Here is a 16,815-nt window from a genome sequence, read left to right on the forward strand (position 1 = left end):
GCCGGTTTGCCACTTCTCGCTAGAGGCTTGCCACCGCTTTTAAGCTATAATCCCGCCCTTTAGCTGTCTCTCGCCCCTTGCGAGGGCACATTAATTTTTGAGGCGCGTTGCGCCTGCATGCAGACTAAAGAGGCTAGACCCCTGTGGCATTGACGATTCTTGGCCTGTCCGGCGCCCTTAGCCATGATCCTTCCGCAGCCTTGTATATCGACGGCAAGCTGGTCGCGGCAGCTGAAGAAGAGCGCTTCGTGCGCGATAAACATGCAAAGAACCGCATGCCTTACGAATCGGCGAAGTTCTGCCTCGAACAAGCGGGCATCAAGCCGTCCGACGTTGACGTGGTAGCGATTCCGTTCGCGCCGATCAGCCTGTTCGGCAAGGCTCGCTGGCACTACGCCAAGCGTTACTGGTACGCCCCGGACCGCGCCCTCGACGCGATCCTGATGGGCAACCGTCGCTACAAGCGCTATCGCAACAAGATTGTCTGGTGCCTCGAGCAACTGGGCTTCGATCCGAAGAAAATCAAGATCGAGCCGGTCGAGCACCACCTTGCCCACGCCTCCAGTGCCTATCACTGCTCCGGTTTCAAAGAGAAAACCGCGATCCTCGGGATCGATGGCAAGGGTGAGTACGCCACGACTTTCTTCGGTTACGGCGAAAACGGCAAGATCCACAAGATCAAGGAATTCTTCGATCCGGACTCCCTCGGCGGCCTGTACGGCGCGATCACCGAGTTCCTCGGTTTCGAGATGCTCGACGGTGAGTTCAAGGTCATGGGCATGGCGCCGTACGGCGATGCCAGCAAATACGATTTCTCGCGTCTGGCCTCGTTCGAAAACGGCGAGTTGGTGATCAACACCGACTACGCCAACGTCATTGGCCTGCGCCGTTATAAAGAGAAGGGCAAAGGTTTCTACTTCTCGCCGAAGCTGATCGAGTGGCTGGGGCCCAAGCGCGAAGGCGACATCGCCGACGAGCCGTACATCCACTACGCCGCGAGCATGCAAGCGCTGTTCGAGAAACTGGCGCTGCAGATGATCGACCACTACCTGGGCGATGTACTCAAGGAAACCGGCAAGCTGGCCTTCGCCGGCGGCTGTGCGTTGAACGTCAAGCTGAACCAGAAAATCATTGCCCGCGACGACATCAAAGAGCTGTTCGTTCAGCCTGCCTCCGGTGATGCCGGTACCGCGGTGGGTGCTGCGGCTTACGTGTCCCACGCCCGTGGTGTACCGGTCGAGAAGATGGAACATGTCTACCTCGGCCCGTCCTACAGCAACGAAGACGTACTCGCCGCCTGTGCCCGTCACCCGAGCAAGCCTGCATGGCGCAAGCTTGAGAACATGCCGGAAAGCATCGCCAAGATCATGGTCGACGGCAACCCGGTGGCCTGGTTCCAGGGCCGCATGGAGTTCGGTCCGCGTGCCTTGGGCGGTCGTTCGATCATCGGTTGCCCGAGCGCGACCGGTGTGGCTGACCGCATCAACCACCAGATCAAGTTCCGCGAGCGCTGGAGGCCTTTCTGCCCGTCGATGCTCGACACCGTTGCGCCGCAAATGATCAAGATCGATCACCCCGCGCCGTTCATGACCTTCACCTTCGAAGTGGCTGAAGAGTGGAAAACCCGCGTGCCGGAAGTCGTCCATGAAGACGGTACTTCTCGCGCCCAGGTGCTCAAGCGCGAATACAACCCGCGCTACTACGACATGATGAAGGCGCTGGAAGTGCTGACCGGTAACGGCGTGTCGCTGAACACCTCGCTCAACCGTCGTGGCGAGCCGATGATCTGTTCGCCGACCGATGCCTTGAACATGTTCTTCGGTTCCGACCTGCAGTACCTGATCATGGAAGACATTCTGGTGGTCAAAGAAGGCGCGGACGGGTATGCCGTTGACTGACGTGCTGATCAGTGTCGTTATTCCCGCTTATAACTACGCCAAAACCCTGCCGCGTGCGGTGAAATCGGTGCTGGCGCAGTTGGGGGATGCCCAGGCTGAGTTGCTGGTGATCGATGACGGCTCCACCGACGCGACGCCGCAAGTTCTGGAGCAGCTCCTGGCTGAACATGCGGGACGCTTTAGAGCTCTGCGCAAACCCAATGGCGGTTTGTCTTCGGTGCGTAATCGCGGGATCGAGGAGGCTCGGGGGCAATACCTGATCTTCCTCGATGCCGATGATGAGATGGCGCCTGGTGCGCTGGCTGCGTTGACCCGGCATATCTCCAGCAACCCTGACAGCCGTTTGATTATTGGCGGTCACTGGTCGGTGTTCGACGACGGTCGTCGTGTCCAGCACGCAGTCAAACCCTTGCCAGCTACCCCGCGCCAGCGTGTGCGTGGCTACTTGCTGGACAAGACGGTATCGCTGTCCAACGGCGCCTGCGCGATGCATCGCGAAGTGTTCGCGCCGGGCAACTATCCTGAGCACTTGCGCAACGTTGAGGATATTCCGGTGTTTGCTCAGGTACTGGCGCGTTTCCCGTGCAGTGTGCTCGATCAGCCCCTGGCGTTGATCTACAAGCATGGCGACAGCATGCGGCATGACCTCAAGCAAAGCCTGGCGGCAGGCGTGGGGATGGTTGACGAGGTATTTTCCTCGGTACGCATGCCTCAAGAACTGCAGGACCTGCGCCAGGCTTTCCTGGCTCAGCGCTGCCTGTCGTTGTTCCGCGATTGCTACAGTGCCGGCGATTATGTCAACGCCAAGGCTTTTTACGCCCGCGCCGTGCGCGCCGATCTGCGCTCGCTCACGCGCTGGTCCTATACCCGCAAGGCCATCCGGTTGTTGTTCAAGTGAACGTGCCGCCGTCTGAGGCAAGTGTGTTCCTGGCTGCGGGATGCTGGGCACAAAAAGCGCGTGAATTGGACCGTTACCGCTGGAAGCTGCTGCGCGAGCGTCATGGTCGCTGTGGCAGCTTGTTGCGTCTGGTTCGTGATGTGCTGGTGGATGTGGCGGTCGGGATTCGCGCCAAAGCGTGCTTGAGTGATTCGGTTGTCTCTGCGCCCTGTGAGGTGCTGTTGCTGCATTCGGCGCCAAAGTCCATGGCGTTGCAACGCAAGAATATTCTGATCGAGGGCCTGCGCAAGCGCGGGCACCACCTGACAGAGGCCGCGTTACGTTCTCCATCGGACGCCTGCGCCCAGCGCATGCTCCTGGCGCCGCCGCAGTCCGTGCCGCTGCGTTATCTGGTGTACGCCGCCCATGCCCAGTGGCTGGTGACGACGTATTCGCCCAAGGTACTGATCAACGAACGCAACGGTAGTCTTCATGCGCCGTTCCTGCGCTTGGCATTGGCTGCGCGTGGTGCCCGATTGCTGCAACTGGCCCATGCCACGACGCTGGAATCTTCACGGCGACTGGGGATGAACGATTACGACTATTACGGCGTCTTTGGCCATAGTTCGCTGGTTGCCTTGCAGGAAAGAACATTGCGATTCGGTGAGTCAACGGTGGTGCTGATCGGTTCCTACCTCGCCGATGAAACCTATGATCTGCCAGTTGCCGATCCTGCTCTCCATACGTTGTTGATTCTGGGGGTTGGTCCTGATCGGGAAAAAGAGTCGGGCTACCAGCGCACCTATCAGTTACTGCGCGACTGGGCCGAGGAGCATCCGCATTATCGCGTGCTGTTCAAGCGTCATCCGCGCAGCAAGGCGCAATTCTGGAGCGATGCCGCTGCGCAGTTAGCCAATATCGACTTGCTGGACAGCAAGTGTTCACTGGCGGACGCTCTGGCGCAGGCCAGCGTTGTCGTCAATATCATGTCCAATGCTGGTATCGAGGCAGGGTTGGCGGGCCGGCCGGTAATCCACGTGAATGCGGGCAGCGATGTGGATATCTTCTCTCACTCACTGTTTTTTGGGCCTCAAGTGCGCGATGAGCATGAGTTTTCCCGCCAGTTGCTAGCGCTTGAGCAGGATTATCCGGGGCATGTGGCCCAGGCCCGGCGTTTTGCCGATTACCACCTGGTATACGGTTCTCAGGGTTTGGCAAAGACCATTCAACTGGTTGATAACTTGCTGCGAGGCGCAGACCCTGCACGTGACTTCGAGACCTTCAGGCTGTCTGCCGCCGGCTGACACTGACGGCTTGAAGGGTTAAGGGGTGAGCGCCAGGCTCAATTCCCGTCCACTGCACACACGTTGGTGGTTCAGGTAATGCTCAAGGAACTGGTTGTCCTTGAGTAGCCACTCGCGATCCTGGCGATAGCGCAGCATATGCTTGAAGTTGCGCAGGCGCAGGCCTTTGCGCAGCGGCTTGCGATAGGCGCGCAGGTCAGCGATGTCAATCAGCCCCAGCGTGTTTTCAGGCGTCAATACCACATTGCCCAAGTGCGCGGAGCGAAAGTAAATGCCGTCCTCATGCAGGCGTGCAATGAACTCACCCAGCTGTGCCCGAAGAGATTCGTTATTGTCGGTGCCCAGCAACTGACGCAGGGTGTGCCCGGGCAAAGGGTCGTAATGCACGGCATCGCGCTCGATGCTGGGGATGCGATAAATCTGGCGAACCGTTGGGCATTCGATATTGCGTTCGTGCAGTGCTCGGCAGTTGTCGGCGAAGCGCCGGGCGTAAGGCGCCCAAAGCGCAGAAGTCAGCAGGCGTTTACGGCGAAACAGCTTGAGCATCGAGCCATCGGCCAGGCACAAAACTTTATCCCCTTTACCATCGGCCTCGAGAACGTCGGCGCCCTCGCGCATGTTGAGATAAGCGGTATGGTCGAGCGTTTGCATCAAGGCTCCAAGGCTTGGCCTGATGGGATGGTCAGCCGGCTATGTTACCGCAGTGCGCATGCTGCAAAAAACCGCTGTGGTACAATCGCCGCACTTTTTAAGAGGCAGTTGCCCGTTCACGGGGTTGCCTGGCGCAATACCACAGAGTGCTTGCTTCTGATTCTTGGTTTTATACTTCTATACGCGGACGGGCGAATAACAGGGTGTTGATGTCTGCGGACTTGTCGCACATGGTTATATTGCGCTTTGGCGGGTGGATGCGGCCTATTTTCTGGACACCCTATGACGACAATGCTGTTCATTTCCTTGGCCAAGCATCAAGGCCTCTATTTCAATCGGTTACTCAACGAGACCGAGCTACAAGGTAAAGTCGTTACCCCGCCACAGATGCCTTGGCCAAGGTTGTCGCAGACTTCCAGAGTGCTTTCGCGAGTCGACTGGCTGGGCCTGATCGAAGAAAAATGCGAGGAGCGACGCGTCAAGAACAAAAACGATGGTCGCTTGTATCGTCTGTTGTTACGTCTTGAGCTGATTTGGATGGCGCTGCGTGCCCAGGCTTTGCTTGATCGTGAGCGCCCCGACGCGCTGGTGTTCTGGAATGGTTCCCATCGTTACTGCCGATTGCTGACGGCCTTGGCGCTGCCGGGTTGTAAGACGTTCTTTTTCGAGAACGGCTTGTTGCCCGATACCACAACCGTTGATCCGCAGGGCGTGAACTACCTGAACGCCGTTCCGCGCGAGGCCGGTTTTTATCTCAACTATCCTTATCCGGTTCCTGAAAATCAGGCAGCGCCCGTGCTGATTCCACGCCAGCCTCGTACCAGTGGCCCGGCACCGATTGTGCTGCCGGAGCAGTTCGTCTTTATTCCGTTCCAGGACGACCGCGATAGTCAGGTTCGGCTGTTTTCTCCCTGGATCAAGAACATGCGCGAGATGTTCGCCTTGGGCGAGCGCTTGGCCAAAGAGACTGGATTGACAGTGGTCTTCAAGGAGCATCCATCCAGTCGCGAAACGTATCCTGAGTTGCATGAGCGTACTCACGAGCGTCTGTTGTTCGCCAACGGCAACGCCACTCAGCAGTTGATAGAGTCCAGTCAGTTTGTGGTCACGCTGAACTCGACGGTTGGCCTGGAAAGCCTCCTCTTGGGTAAGCCGGTGCTGACCCTGGGTAAGGCGTTTTTCAATATCGAGGGGCTGGTAATGCATGCCGATAACGCCGAGCGAGTGGTGGAACTGGCACGCGCTTTCCCGCAATGGCCACTCGATGAGCGGTTGCGGCGTAATTTTCTCCATTACCTCTCTGAACACTACTGTATCAAGGGTGGCTGGAAGAACGCCGACAAGGCCCAGTTGCAGCGGGTCGCCAATCGAATGCTGGGTAAAGCCGAATGCTGACAGGAATGAAAAAACTTATCGATAGGAATGCCCTGGCGGCGTGGGCGTCTATCGGTCTTCTCGTGCTGCTGTGCGGGGCATGGGTACTGCCGGACAATAAGCTTTATCACCAAATGATAATTTTCCTGCTCTGGTTACCCGCCATGTTGGCGCTGTTCCATCGGGATTTTCGGCTGATGCTCAAGCAACCGGAGTGCATCCTCTTCGCCATTTTCGTGGCTTGGACATTATTGGTGCTGATGGTTGAGGGGGGCGCTAACGTCGTCGGCAAAAGCAAGGTGACGCTCTACGTGTCCCTTGCCCTCTTAGGCGTGCTACTGGCTGCCCAGAACCGCAAGTGGCGGTTGGAATCCATGTTGTTGTACGCATCGATTATCGGCGGTTTTTTTGCCGCGGCTTCCTGGGTCTACTTTTATGAAACGTCCGCTCAGCCGTTTAGCGGCAGGCTGATTGCCATTGGCTTGTGGGACACTGCGATCATGGCGGCGCACGGGGTGGGGGCTCTGGCGATTCTTGGCGTTTTCACGCTGCAGACCAAGCGCTTCAATCCCTGGGGGATGGTGTTGCTGCTGATTCCGGCGCTGGGGTATGCGTTATTCCTGGGCTTTAGCCAAACCCGTGGTGTATGGATCGGTTTGCTGACCTGCCTGTTCGTGATGGGAGTGGCGCGACCCTCGCGCCTGGGTAGCGGACTAATGATTTTGACGGTTTTGGGGTTGGCGTCCATCGCTGTATTCAAGCCGGAAATCCTCATGCAGCGTGGCGTTTCTTTTCGTCCCGAGCTGTGGCGCGGTGGCGTTCAATTGATGCTGGACCACTGGATGATGGGGTTGGGATTTCATGAGTACCTGATTCCTGTCCCTGAAATCGGACAGACATTCAAACATCCCCACAATCTTTTTCTGGATATCGGTGTGCGGCTCGGTGTGCCTGGTCTACTGCTGTTCGGCTGGCTGTGGCTGGTGGTTGGCTGGCGTGGCTGGGTTTCGCGCGCGCAGCCACTGGGGCAGGTGTTGCTGGCGCTCTGGGTGTTTTCCGGGACGTCGTTGATGACCGATGGCATCGGCCTCTGGCTCAAGCCCAACGCGGACTGGTTGATCACCTGGTTACCGATTGCATTGAGTATCGTATTGGCCACTCGTGGTAGCAATCAAACCAAAACTTCCCTCTGGAGTGTTTCAGCTACTGATACTCCTGGCCCGGTAGCGAAGTGCTAAAGCGTTTTCGGCACCTCGTCCGGGCTGAGCCTATGTTGTAATTCGTTCGCTGTTACAATCCACAGGTTGTCTGTCTTTTTCAAACGTACGAGGCGTGCCGAATGGCCAATTCCGACCAGCAATCAAGCATGAAGATTTACCTGCGGTTGCTGAAATACGTGCTCCCGTACTGGGGCGCTTTCGCCCTCAGTATTGTCGGCTTCGTGCTATTCGCATCTAGCCAGCCGATGCTGGCGGATATGCTCAAACATTTTCTCGACGCCTTGCAAAAACCCAATGACACCAAGTTTCTGGGTGTCTCGCTGGTACTCGGCGTACCGTTGTTGATTGTGCTGATTGCCGTCTACCAGGGTATCGGCTCATTTCTGGGTAACTATTACCTGGCCAAGGTTGCCCGTGGCGTGGTCCACGACCTGCGTTGCGCCTTGTTCGACAACCTGTTGACCCTGCCTAACCGCTACTTCGACAACAACAACTCCGGGCACCTGATTTCCCGTATTACCTATAACGTGACAATGGTTACCGGTGCCGCCACCGATGCGATCAAAGTGGTGATCCGTGAAGGCCTGACGGTGGTGTTCCTGTTCGGTTACCTGCTGTACAGCAACTGGAAAATGACCCTGGTGTTGCTGGCGATCCTGCCGGTCATCGCGATTCTGGTGAGTAGCGCCAGCAAAAAATTTCGCAAGCAAAGCAAGAAAATCCAGGTGGCGATGGGCGATGTGACCCATGTGGCTTCGGAGACGATCCAGGGCTACCGCGTGGTTCGCAGCTTTGGCGGTGAGACTTACGAAATCGAGCGTTTCCACAAGGCCAGCGCTGACAATATGAACCGCAGCCTGGGCATGACCCGCACCCAATCGATCTACACCCCAATGCTGCAACTGGTGATTTACATCGGCATGGCCGTGTTGATGTATCTGGTGCTTTACCTTCGCGGCGATGCCTCTGCTGGCGAACTGGTTGCTTACATCACCGCTGCCGGTTTGTTGCCCAAGCCGATTCGTCAGTTGTCGGAAGTCAGCGCCACGATCCAGAAAGGGCTGGCCGGTGCGGAGAGCATTTTCGAGCAGCTCGACGAAGCTCCGGAAATCGATACGGGCACCAAGGAGATGGCGCGCGTCAGTGGTCGCCTGGAAGTGCGTAACCTGAGCTTCCAGTACCCTGGCACCGAGAAAATCGTGCTCAACGATATTTCCTTTACCGCTGAAGAGGGCCAGATGGTCGCTCTTGTGGGGCGTTCGGGTAGCGGCAAATCGACCTTGGCCAACCTGATTCCGCGTTTCTATCACCACGACAAGGGCCAGATCCTGCTCGACGGTATGGATGTCGAGGAATACAAGCTGACCAACCTGCGTCGTCACATTGCCCTGGTGACCCAGCAGGTCACCCTGTTCAACGACAGCGTCACCAACAACATTGCCTACGGCGACCTCGCCGGCGCACCGTTCGAAGATGTGCGCAAGGCAGCCGAAGATGCCTACGCCGCCGAGTTCATCGAGCAAATGCCTCAAGGCTACGACACCCTTGTGGGCGAAAACGGTGTGCTGCTTTCCGGCGGTCAGCGCCAGCGTCTGGCGATTGCCCGGGCACTGCTCAAGAATGCGCCATTGCTGATTCTCGATGAGGCTACCTCGGCCCTCGACACCGAATCCGAGCGCCACATTCAGGCGGCTCTGGAACAAGTAATGAAGGGCCGTACCACGCTGGTGATCGCTCACCGCTTGTCGACCATCGAGAAGGCTGACCTGATCCTGTTGATGGATCAGGGCCGCATCGTCGAACGCGGCACCCACGCCGAGTTGTTGGCGTTGAACGGTCACTACGCACGCCTGCACGAGAAGGACTTCGTCGAAAGCACCGACGAGGCGATGACGGAGTCCCACGTTTGATTTTGAGTTACTGGCGAGCCTGGAGAGAAAGCGGTTGGGCGCCCATCGATGCAACGGCTTATAGCCAGGCCTGGCAACAGTTCGGCGGCAGCGTGGCGACTCATCCCGAAGTGGTTGAGCGTCTGGCAGGGCTGGTAGGCATCCCGGTGCGTTATCTGGGCTGGTTCGTCGACGGTGAGTTGTGCGCCGCGATGCCGACCTGGGGCCGTCATGTGGCCTTGTCCAAGGAAGTGCTCAAGCGTGAAGGCAAACGTGGCCTGCTCGATCTTGGCAACGCCGAGATCATCCTGCCGGTTTCCGAAGACGTCCAGGTTCGTGTGCGGCATCGCGCGCGTTATGTGTCCGAACTCAATTCTCCAAACATCACCGGTCTCGCTGAGCAACCTGAAGGCCTGGCGCTGGCTCGTGAACCAGAGGACTACAGTAAGAAGTTTCGCTACAACCAGCGTCGTGACCAGCGTTTGCTTGAAGAGGCGGGTGGCATCATCCGACCGATGCTGGAGCTGAGCGCCAGCGAACAGGCCACCATCTATGCTGACCTGTTCCAGCGCCGCTGGAACTTTGAAGCACCGGGCAAGGCGCGTCTTTCTGAAGTGTTCAGCCTGTTGCGTGAGTTTATGACCGGGTCCTTGATCTACCTGAACGACGAACCGGTGGCGATCCAGATTCTGTACCGGGTCGAGGCGCCCAAGTGGGTCAGCCTGGAATACATTAACGGCGGTGTCGACCCGCAAAACCGCGAGTTCAGCCCTGGCAGTGTACTCAGTTTCGTCAACACCCAAGCCGCATGGGAGCAGGCCCGCGCCGTGGGCAAGCCGCTGCGTTACTCGTTCGGCCGCGCCGATCGCGAATACAAGGATCGCTGGTGTCACCGGGTTCCGGTCTATCAGGTTTGAGCGAGGACAGGCAGTCATGAGCGCACGCAAGCAACAATTGCTTAAACGCCATCGCCAACGCAAACGTGTGGTGCTGATCGGTGTGTTATTGGCCGCAATACTATTTGGCATTTTTGTCGCATGGTGGCCATTGCCGCTGTTCCTGCTGTTGGGCTGGATCGCCCATGAAGCCTGGTTCGCCGACCATCTGTTCTATGCCCCGGGCGACGATTATCGCTATGACTTCCCGGCGGATACGCCGCAGTTCCCCACCACCCTGGTCAATGGTGCCTTGCAGGTGACGGGGAACTTCGGCGTGGCGCAAACCCTGGTTTTGCAGGTGCGGGTCAAGAGCCATTGGCTGGGTCGCTTTCTTGACCCCCAGGTATGGATCGGTGACGACCGTCAGGATCTGGAGCGCGGTGTCGCGGGAGAGCGTTTTCTCAATCTGTCCGGGCAAGGTTCGGCGTTGGCTGCCGGGACCCTGACCTTACGTGGACGCTTTTGCAGCCTGGCGCCACAGGCAACTTTGCACGCCCTGAATAATCCGGATTTTGCTCAGCAGCGTCTGCTAATCATCGCCCCCCATGCCGATGATGCTGAACTGGCGGCTTTTGGTCTTTATAGCCGGGCGTCCGAGGTGGCTATCGTCACACTGACCCAAGGCGAGATTGAGGCCGAAAACTATCGCGATATGGGCCTCGACACCGCTCAGGCCGCCCGTCTGAAGGGGCGCCTGCGCAGTTGGGATAGCCTGGCAGTGCCGCTGTGGGGCGGGGTGGCGCAACAACAGTGTGTGCAATTGGGCTATTACTGCTTACAACTGAATGCGATGGCGCAGCAGCCGGAGCAAAGCTTTGGTTCCCGGGAGTCGGGGGAGAGCGATATACGTGACGTACGTCGGCACAATGCCCTGCGCCTGCCGGGTGACGTCGATGGTCAGCCCCATTGGCGCAACCTGGTAGCTGATCTGGCGCATCTGCTTGAGCATCACCGTCCCGACGCGGTGCTGACCCCCCATCCCGAACTGGATCCCCACAGCGATCATGTCGCCAGCACGCGCGCCTTGATGGACGCGATTGAACTCAGTACCTGGCGCCCGCGCACTTTGCTGCTCTATGCCAATCACCTGCACGACAACGACCGCTGGCCGATGGGCCCGGCGGGTTATGGCATTGCCCTGCCGCCGACCATCGAGCCGTTGCCGGCTGATGGGCTATGGAGTCCGTTGCTGGACGCGCCAACCCGCATGGACAAAGCCATGGCCTTAGGCATGCAGCACGACTTGCAGGGCCGTCCACCGCTCAAAAGACGTCTGCGCCGGGTGATTCAGCGGTTGTTGGCCGGGCGTTGCTGGCCCCGCACAGGTGAAGACGAGTTCTTCCGCAAAGCGGTGCGCCGACATGAACTTTTCTGGGTGCGTCCGCTGGATGCCCCTTCACAGAATGACCGCCGTTGAGCCTGTGTGCTCGGGTGCGGCCGCATTCTTTCGCTATGTTATTATCCGCGACGCTTTTATTGCCCCTGGAGTTTCCATGAAGTTATCCATGCCACGATTCGATCAGGCCCCTGTCCTGGTGGTCGGCGATGTCATGCTCGACCGTTACTGGCATGGTGGTACCTCACGGATTTCCCCTGAGGCGCCGGTACCGGTAGTCAAGGTCGAGCAAATCGAGGACCGCCCGGGCGGTGCCGCCAACGTTGCCCTGAACATTGCCGCGCTCGGTGCGCCGGCCTCGCTGGTCGGCGTGACCGGCGACGACGAGGCTGCCGACAGCCTGGTCAACAGCCTCAAAGGCGCCGGCGTGCGGGCGTTGTTCCAGCGCATCGCGCACCAGCCGACCATCGTCAAGCTGCGGGTGATGAGCCGCCACCAGCAATTGCTGCGTATCGACTTCGAAGAACCTTTCGCAACCGACGCCCTGGCGCTGGGCGAACAAGTTGACGAATTGCTCGAAGGCATCAAGGTGCTGGTGCTGTCCGACTACGGCAAAGGCGCGCTGAAAAACCATCAGGTGCTGATCCAGGCTGCCCGTGCTCGTGGGATTCCGGTGCTGGCCGATCCCAAGGGCAAGGATTTCTCGATCTACCGCGGCGCGAGCCTGATCACCCCGAACCTCAGCGAATTCGAAACCATTGTCGGTGGTTGCGCCGATGAGCACGAGCTGGTGAGCAAGGGCGCGCAGCTGATGCACGACCTCGACCTCGGCGCCTTGCTGGTGACCCGTGGCGAGCACGGCATGACCTTGCTACGCCCGGATCATCCGGCACTGCACCTGCCGGCCCGTGCCCGTGAAGTGTTCGACGTCACCGGTGCCGGTGACACGGTGATTTCTACCCTGGCGGCAGCGATCGCCGCTGGCGAAGAACTGCCCCACGCGGTGGCCTTGGCCAATCTGGCGGCAGGCATCGTGGTCGGCAAGCTCGGTACCGCGGCCATCAGTGCCCCGGAATTGCGTCGTGCGATCCAGCGTGAAGAAGGTTCCGAGCGTGGTGTGTTGGGGCTGGAGCAGCTGTTGCTGGCAGTCGACGACGCACGTGCACACAACGAGAAGATTGTGTTCACCAATGGCTGCTTCGACATCCTGCATGCTGGCCACGTGACCTACCTCGAACAGGCGCGTGCCCAAGGCGATCGTCTGATCGTGGCGGTCAACGACGATGCGTCGGTGAGCCGCTTGAAAGGGCCGGGTCGGCCGATCAATAGCGTCGACCGTCGCATGGCCGTATTGGCCGGTCTGGGCGCCGTGGATTGGGTCATCAGCTTCCCTGAGGGCACGCCAGAAAACCTGTTGCGCGAGGTCAAGCCGGATGTGTTGGTCAAGGGCGGCGATTACGGGATCGAGCAAGTGGTTGGCGCAGACATCGTCACTGCTTACGGCGGGACTGTGAAAGTGCTGGGGCTGGTAGAAAACAGCTCGACCACGGCGATTGTCGAGAAGATCCGCAATCACTGACCGAACATGATCCTTCCCACTTGATCGTTCCCACGCTCTGCGTGGGAATGCCTCTATCGACGCTCTGCGTCCGCTTTGAGACGCGGAGCGTCTCGGGCTGCATTCCCACGCAGAGCGTGGGAACGATCAGGGGCGTGCGGCCTTGCGCGGCACGATTCTTTTCAGCAGTTGCTTTGCTTTTCCATGCAAGCGGGCTAAACCCGAATCCTTCCCCGGCGGGCTCAAACCCTGTTGCCGCACCCAGTCTTTCCAGCGAATCCGCTCATCCTTCACCAGCCATCCTTCCTGTCGGGCAAAACTCTCCGCCAGATATAGCCCGCGGGTACTCGCCGGGTACAGCTGATCCTTTTTCAGGGTGTACAGCTCGGCCATCGGCTGGCCGTCCTGCAGTGGCATCAGATACAAATCGGGACGTTTGCGATCGAGCCGGGCCACCAGTTGATCGCCTTCCAGTCGTTCGTCGACATGAAACAGGCTTAGGGATTTGGCTTCCTTGGGTACATCCAGGCGCAAGTCGTAGATCAATTGCAGCGACGCGGTCGGCAAATGCACGTAGGCCCGAGGACGCTCGATCAGCGGCATGTTGGCGCAGCGCACCGGCCGCGCCGAGCCGGACAGCGGTGTCAGGCGAAACGGCAGGGCTTCGCGGTAATGCAGGGCGGACGAGTAGGGCGCGGGCAGCCAAGTGTCGTTGAAACGCCCGCTGAGCCAGCCTTCCGGAGTTTCCAGCAGGCACTCTTCGGCAATTTCCTGGGTTGCCGTGTGCAGCGGCAGGTTCAGTTCATGGGCCGGCACATAACCCGAGATCAGCTTGAGCACCACATCGCCTCGATCCTGCCGACGCTGACGCACCAATACCCAGTAGTCGCGATTCTGCCAATGCAGGGTCAGGCGCACCGAAACCCCAAGATTCGCCAGCTCCAGGGCAAACCGCTCGTTGTCGGGTACGGTCACCGGGCGGCGACGTTGCAGGGTCTGGGAGAAGTTCAGCGGCATCCCGACGCTCTGGTAACTCAGGCCTTCGGGTGTCGCTTCGACGAATAACGGCAGGGTCTTGAAGTTGCTCGGGTTCTTTCTTATCAGCGTACGCGGCATGTCGGCTCCTGCTTAAGGCCGCGTGGGCGGCATCAATGGCTAGGGTCTGTTGACGTTTGGCGCGCAACCCGAAGGGCCGGCGTCGCGGTCGTCACCAAACGTCAACAGACCCTATGAAGGACCTGGGCAACGGTCGCGACGTTGTGGGCGAGGTGCAACGGATTGATGGTCCCGACAATAGCACTGGCCACACCCGGGTGTTCAAACAACAACTCGAAGCTGGCGCGCACCGGGTCCACGCCCGGGCTCAAGCAAACGTGGCCGCTGGCCAGGGCTTTTTTGACCAGGATCGCTTTGCCGTGAGCAGCAGCATAGTCAATGACGGGCTTCTCGTTCTGTTCGTTCAGATTGTAGGTGACCATCGCGCAATCACCTTGTTCCAGAGCCTTCAAGCCGCCTTCGACGGTTTTACCGGAAAAACCGAAACCGCGAATCTTGCCTTCGCGCTTGAGCTCGGCGAGGGTCGCATAGACCTCGCTGCCATTGAGGATTGCCAGGTCGTTGCCGTCGGAGTGCACCAGCACCAGATCGATAACATCCGTTTCCAGGCGTTGCAGGCTGCGTTCCACCGAGAGGCGCGTATGGGCGGCGCTGAAGTCGTGGTGCGACTGGCCGTCGGCAAATTCTTCGCCAACCTTGCTGACGATCACCCAGTCCTGACGTTGACCCCGCAGCAACGGGCCAAGACGCTCTTCGCTGCGGCCATAGGCCGGCGCGGTGTCGATCAGGTTGATGCCCAGGTCGCGCGCGAGTTTGAGCAGCATGCGCGCTTCGTCATCGCCGGGGATCTGGAAACCGTTGGGATACTTCACTCCTTGATCGCGGCCAAGTTTCACCGTGCCCAGGCCCAGGGGCGAAACCAGCAGGCCGGTGCTGCCCAAAGGGCGATGCAGATCGTGCAGGGTGGGTTGGCTCATGGCAGCAGTTGCTCCCAGGCAGGGACGCCCATCGGCGGTTTTGGCAGTTCCGGCAGCGGCGCCGGATGGCTCGGCTGGATGCCGTCGCGTTGCAGTGCGGCGAGGACGCGGTCAGCGAAGTCCGGCGCCAGGGCCAGTTTGGTCGGCCAACCCACCAGCAGGCGATCTTGCTCGGCGAGGAAGGCATTGTCCGGGCGGGTCAGGCCTGATTGCAGCGGCTCGGCGCGCTCTACCCGCAAGGTCGCCCACTGCGCGGTGCTCAAGTCGATCCACGGCAGCAGGTTGCCGAGTTCTTTTTTCGCCGTGGCGATTTGCGCCGCAGGATCGCGGGCCACGCCTTCGGCTTCGGCGATATCGCCTCCCAGATACCAGACCCATTGACCATCGACGGCCGGGTGGGTGGTCACGGTAATGCGCGGCTTCGGCCCGCCGCCCAGGCAATGGGCGTACAGCGGTTTGAGGCCAGGGCCTTTGACGATGATCATGTGCAGGGGACGGCGCTGCATGGCCGGTTGGCTCAGGCCCAGCGCCGTGAGCAGGTCGGCGGTGCCGGCACCGGCGCTGAGAACGATGCGCTGGGCGCGAATCTCGCGTTCGTCGACTTTCAAGCCGACCAGTTCGCCGTTTTCCAGCAGCGGTTCGATGTGCTGGCCGGCCAGTAGACCGTCACCGGCCAAATCGGCCAGGCGCTGGATCAGGCTTGGCACGTCAACCACCAATTCCGCCAGGCGATAGACCTTGCCCTTGAAACGCTTGTCTTGCAGGGCTGGCGGCAATTGTTCGCCCTTGACCTGATCGACCCGCCCGCGCACGGCTTTGCTGGCAAAGAAACTGGTGAGGTTGCCGGCGAGGGTGCCGGGGGACCAGAGGTAATGGGCGTCGGACAGCAGACGCACGCCAGACAGGTCTAGCTCACCGTCGCCGGCCAGCGCTTCACGCCAGCGACGCGGCATGTCGGCGATGGCTTCCGAGGCGCCGGTCAGGGCACCGTGCAACGCGTATTTGGCGCCGCCGTGGATGATGCCCTGGGACTTCAGGCTCTGCCCGCCACCGAGGCTGGCGCTTTCCACCAGCACGGTTGAAAAACCCTGACGGCGCAGACGCGCATTCAGCCAGAGGCCGGCGACACCAGCGCCGACAATCAGAACGTCGGTGGAAATAACGGATGGCATGCAGCGACCTCAGTGTTCAAGACGAGGGCGCAGTATACAGACTCGATGCACAGGGGATTTGTTGGTGATCAATAGGGAGGATGCAAAACCTGTGGGAGCGGGCTTGCTCGCGAAAACGGTGTGTCAGGCAACAAAGATGTCGACTGACAGCCCCTCTTCGCGAGCAAGCCCGCTCCCACAATGGATCGCACTTCGGGTTTTAATGCCCGGCGGTTTTGGAGAAGAGCTGGATGACTACGACACCCAATACGATGAGCGCCATCCCCAGCATCGCCGGCACATCCAGCTTCTGCCCATAGATAAACAGCGCCGCGACGCTGACCATCACGATGCCCATGCCGGCCCACACCGCGTAAGCCACGCCCACCGGAACGCTACGCACCACCAGGGTCAGCATCCAGAAAGCAATGCCGTAACCAACGATGACCAGCAGCAGCGGCAGTGGCGTGCTGAAACCCTTGACCGCTTTCATCGAAACGGTGGCGATCACTTCGGCGCAGATGGCGATAGCCAGGTAGTAGTAAGCGGTCATGGGTCAATCCTCGTATGAAGTGTTGCTCTCTGA

Annotated in this window: 14 protein-coding genes; 9 read left to right on the top strand and 5 right to left on the bottom strand. The window is 59.5% G+C overall.

Annotated elements, in window-relative coordinates; translation table 11 throughout:
• Positions 1–143: 143 nt before the first annotated feature.
• From ACZ9IM_RS01680 to ACZ9IM_RS01690, 3 genes are all read left to right on the top strand, one after another.
• Positions 144–1,898, top strand: coding sequence for a carbamoyltransferase family protein (locus tag ACZ9IM_RS01680; protein ID WP_476223238.1), 1,755 nt, complete (start codon positions 144–146; stop codon positions 1,896–1,898).
• Complete coding sequence (locus tag ACZ9IM_RS01685; RefSeq protein WP_008074637.1) at positions 1,885–2,796, top strand: glycosyltransferase family 2 protein; 912 nt, start codon at positions 1,885–1,887, stop codon at positions 2,794–2,796. Before ACZ9IM_RS01680 ends, ACZ9IM_RS01685 begins: the two co-directional genes overlap by 14 nt.
• A 65-nt stretch (positions 2,797–2,861) precedes the next feature.
• On the top strand, positions 2,862–4,079 hold the full coding sequence (locus ACZ9IM_RS01690) for a capsule biosynthesis protein (protein WP_476223239.1): 1,218 nt from the start codon (positions 2,862–2,864) through the stop codon (positions 4,077–4,079).
• Between the two features lie 18 nt (positions 4,080–4,097).
• On the opposite strand, the gene ACZ9IM_RS01695 is transcribed toward ACZ9IM_RS01690, so the two are convergent.
• A complete protein-coding gene (locus tag ACZ9IM_RS01695) occupies positions 4,098–4,730 on the bottom strand; it encodes a BUD32 family EKC/KEOPS complex subunit (protein WP_476223240.1) in 633 nt (210 codons plus the stop codon).
• A gap of 282 nt (positions 4,731–5,012) precedes the next feature.
• Between ACZ9IM_RS01695 and ACZ9IM_RS01700 the strand changes: the two genes are divergently transcribed.
• The 6 genes from ACZ9IM_RS01700 (at position 5,013) to hldE (ending at position 13,066) form a co-directional block, all read left to right on the top strand.
• A complete protein-coding gene (locus ACZ9IM_RS01700; RefSeq protein WP_476223241.1) occupies positions 5,013–6,125 on the top strand; it encodes a capsular polysaccharide export protein, LipB/KpsS family in 1,113 nt (370 codons plus the stop codon).
• A gap of 5 nt (positions 6,126–6,130) precedes the next feature.
• Positions 6,131–7,342, top strand: coding sequence for an O-antigen ligase family protein (locus ACZ9IM_RS01705; protein ID WP_476223242.1), 1,212 nt, complete (start codon positions 6,131–6,133; stop codon positions 7,340–7,342).
• A 101-nt stretch (positions 7,343–7,443) separates the two neighbouring features.
• The gene (gene msbA, locus ACZ9IM_RS01710; RefSeq protein ID WP_427625084.1) at positions 7,444–9,234 is read left to right on the top strand and encodes a lipid A export permease/ATP-binding protein MsbA; all 1,791 of its coding nucleotides are present in this window, start codon (positions 7,444–7,446) and stop codon (positions 9,232–9,234) included.
• Positions 9,234–10,130, top strand: coding sequence for a GNAT family N-acetyltransferase (locus ACZ9IM_RS01715; RefSeq protein WP_427625158.1), 897 nt, complete (start codon positions 9,234–9,236; stop codon positions 10,128–10,130). The genes msbA and ACZ9IM_RS01715 overlap by 1 nt, the downstream gene beginning before the upstream one ends.
• 16 nt (positions 10,131–10,146) lie before the next feature.
• Entirely contained in the window at positions 10,147–11,568 is a 1,422-nt protein-coding gene (locus ACZ9IM_RS01720) for a PIG-L deacetylase family protein (protein ID WP_427625086.1), read from the top strand.
• Positions 11,569–11,644: 76 nt separating this feature from the next.
• Entirely contained in the window at positions 11,645–13,066 is a 1,422-nt protein-coding gene (gene hldE / locus ACZ9IM_RS01725; protein ID WP_007902573.1) for a bifunctional D-glycero-beta-D-manno-heptose-7-phosphate kinase/D-glycero-beta-D-manno-heptose 1-phosphate adenylyltransferase HldE, read from the top strand.
• Between the two features lie 126 nt (positions 13,067–13,192).
• On the opposite strand, the gene ACZ9IM_RS01730 is transcribed toward hldE, so the two are convergent.
• The 4 genes from ACZ9IM_RS01730 to ACZ9IM_RS01745 all read right to left on the bottom strand — a co-directional run bounded on the left by ACZ9IM_RS01730 (position 13,193) and on the right by ACZ9IM_RS01745 (position 16,782).
• Positions 13,193–14,161 (bottom strand): hypothetical protein, encoded by a 969-nt coding sequence (locus tag ACZ9IM_RS01730; RefSeq protein WP_063341765.1) that lies wholly within the window; start codon positions 14,159–14,161, stop codon positions 13,193–13,195.
• Positions 14,162–14,262: 101 nt separating this feature from the next.
• The gene (locus ACZ9IM_RS01735) at positions 14,263–15,078 is read right to left on the bottom strand and encodes an aldo/keto reductase (RefSeq protein ID WP_218397157.1); all 816 of its coding nucleotides are present in this window, start codon (positions 15,076–15,078) and stop codon (positions 14,263–14,265) included.
• Complete coding sequence (locus tag ACZ9IM_RS01740; protein ID WP_476223243.1) at positions 15,075–16,250, bottom strand: NAD(P)/FAD-dependent oxidoreductase; 1,176 nt, start codon at positions 16,248–16,250, stop codon at positions 15,075–15,077. Before ACZ9IM_RS01740 ends, ACZ9IM_RS01735 begins: the two co-directional genes overlap by 4 nt.
• A 199-nt stretch (positions 16,251–16,449) precedes the next feature.
• Positions 16,450–16,782, bottom strand: coding sequence for a DMT family transporter (locus ACZ9IM_RS01745; RefSeq protein ID WP_008004867.1), 333 nt, complete (start codon positions 16,780–16,782; stop codon positions 16,450–16,452).
• Positions 16,783–16,815 lie beyond the last annotated feature (33 nt).

The organism is Pseudomonas sp. TE12508 (genome assembly GCF_056279485.1).

Excerpts from the sequence above, each read along its gene's own strand:
- ACZ9IM_RS01685 (WP_008074637.1), top strand. The coding sequence starts at position 1,885 with ATGCCGTTGACTGACGTGCTGATCAGTGTCGTTATTCCCGCTTATAAC.
- ACZ9IM_RS01695 (WP_476223240.1), bottom strand. The coding sequence starts at position 4,730 with ATGCAAACGCTCGACCATACCGCTTATCTCAACATGCGCGAGGGCGCC.
- ACZ9IM_RS01700 (WP_476223241.1), top strand. The coding sequence starts at position 5,013 with ATGACGACAATGCTGTTCATTTCCTTGGCCAAGCATCAAGGCCTCTAT.
- ACZ9IM_RS01705 (WP_476223242.1), top strand. The coding sequence starts at position 6,131 with ATGAAAAAACTTATCGATAGGAATGCCCTGGCGGCGTGGGCGTCTATC.
- msbA (WP_427625084.1), top strand. The coding sequence starts at position 7,444 with ATGGCCAATTCCGACCAGCAATCAAGCATGAAGATTTACCTGCGGTTG.
- ACZ9IM_RS01720 (WP_427625086.1), top strand. The coding sequence starts at position 10,147 with ATGAGCGCACGCAAGCAACAATTGCTTAAACGCCATCGCCAACGCAAA.
- hldE (WP_007902573.1), top strand. The coding sequence starts at position 11,645 with ATGAAGTTATCCATGCCACGATTCGATCAGGCCCCTGTCCTGGTGGTC.
- ACZ9IM_RS01730 (WP_063341765.1), bottom strand. The coding sequence starts at position 14,161 with ATGCCGCGTACGCTGATAAGAAAGAACCCGAGCAACTTCAAGACCCTG.
- ACZ9IM_RS01735 (WP_218397157.1), bottom strand. The coding sequence starts at position 15,078 with ATGAGCCAACCCACCCTGCACGATCTGCATCGCCCTTTGGGCAGCACC.
- ACZ9IM_RS01740 (WP_476223243.1), bottom strand. The coding sequence starts at position 16,250 with ATGCCATCCGTTATTTCCACCGACGTTCTGATTGTCGGCGCTGGTGTC.
- ACZ9IM_RS01745 (WP_008004867.1), bottom strand. The coding sequence starts at position 16,782 with ATGACCGCTTACTACTACCTGGCTATCGCCATCTGCGCCGAAGTGATC.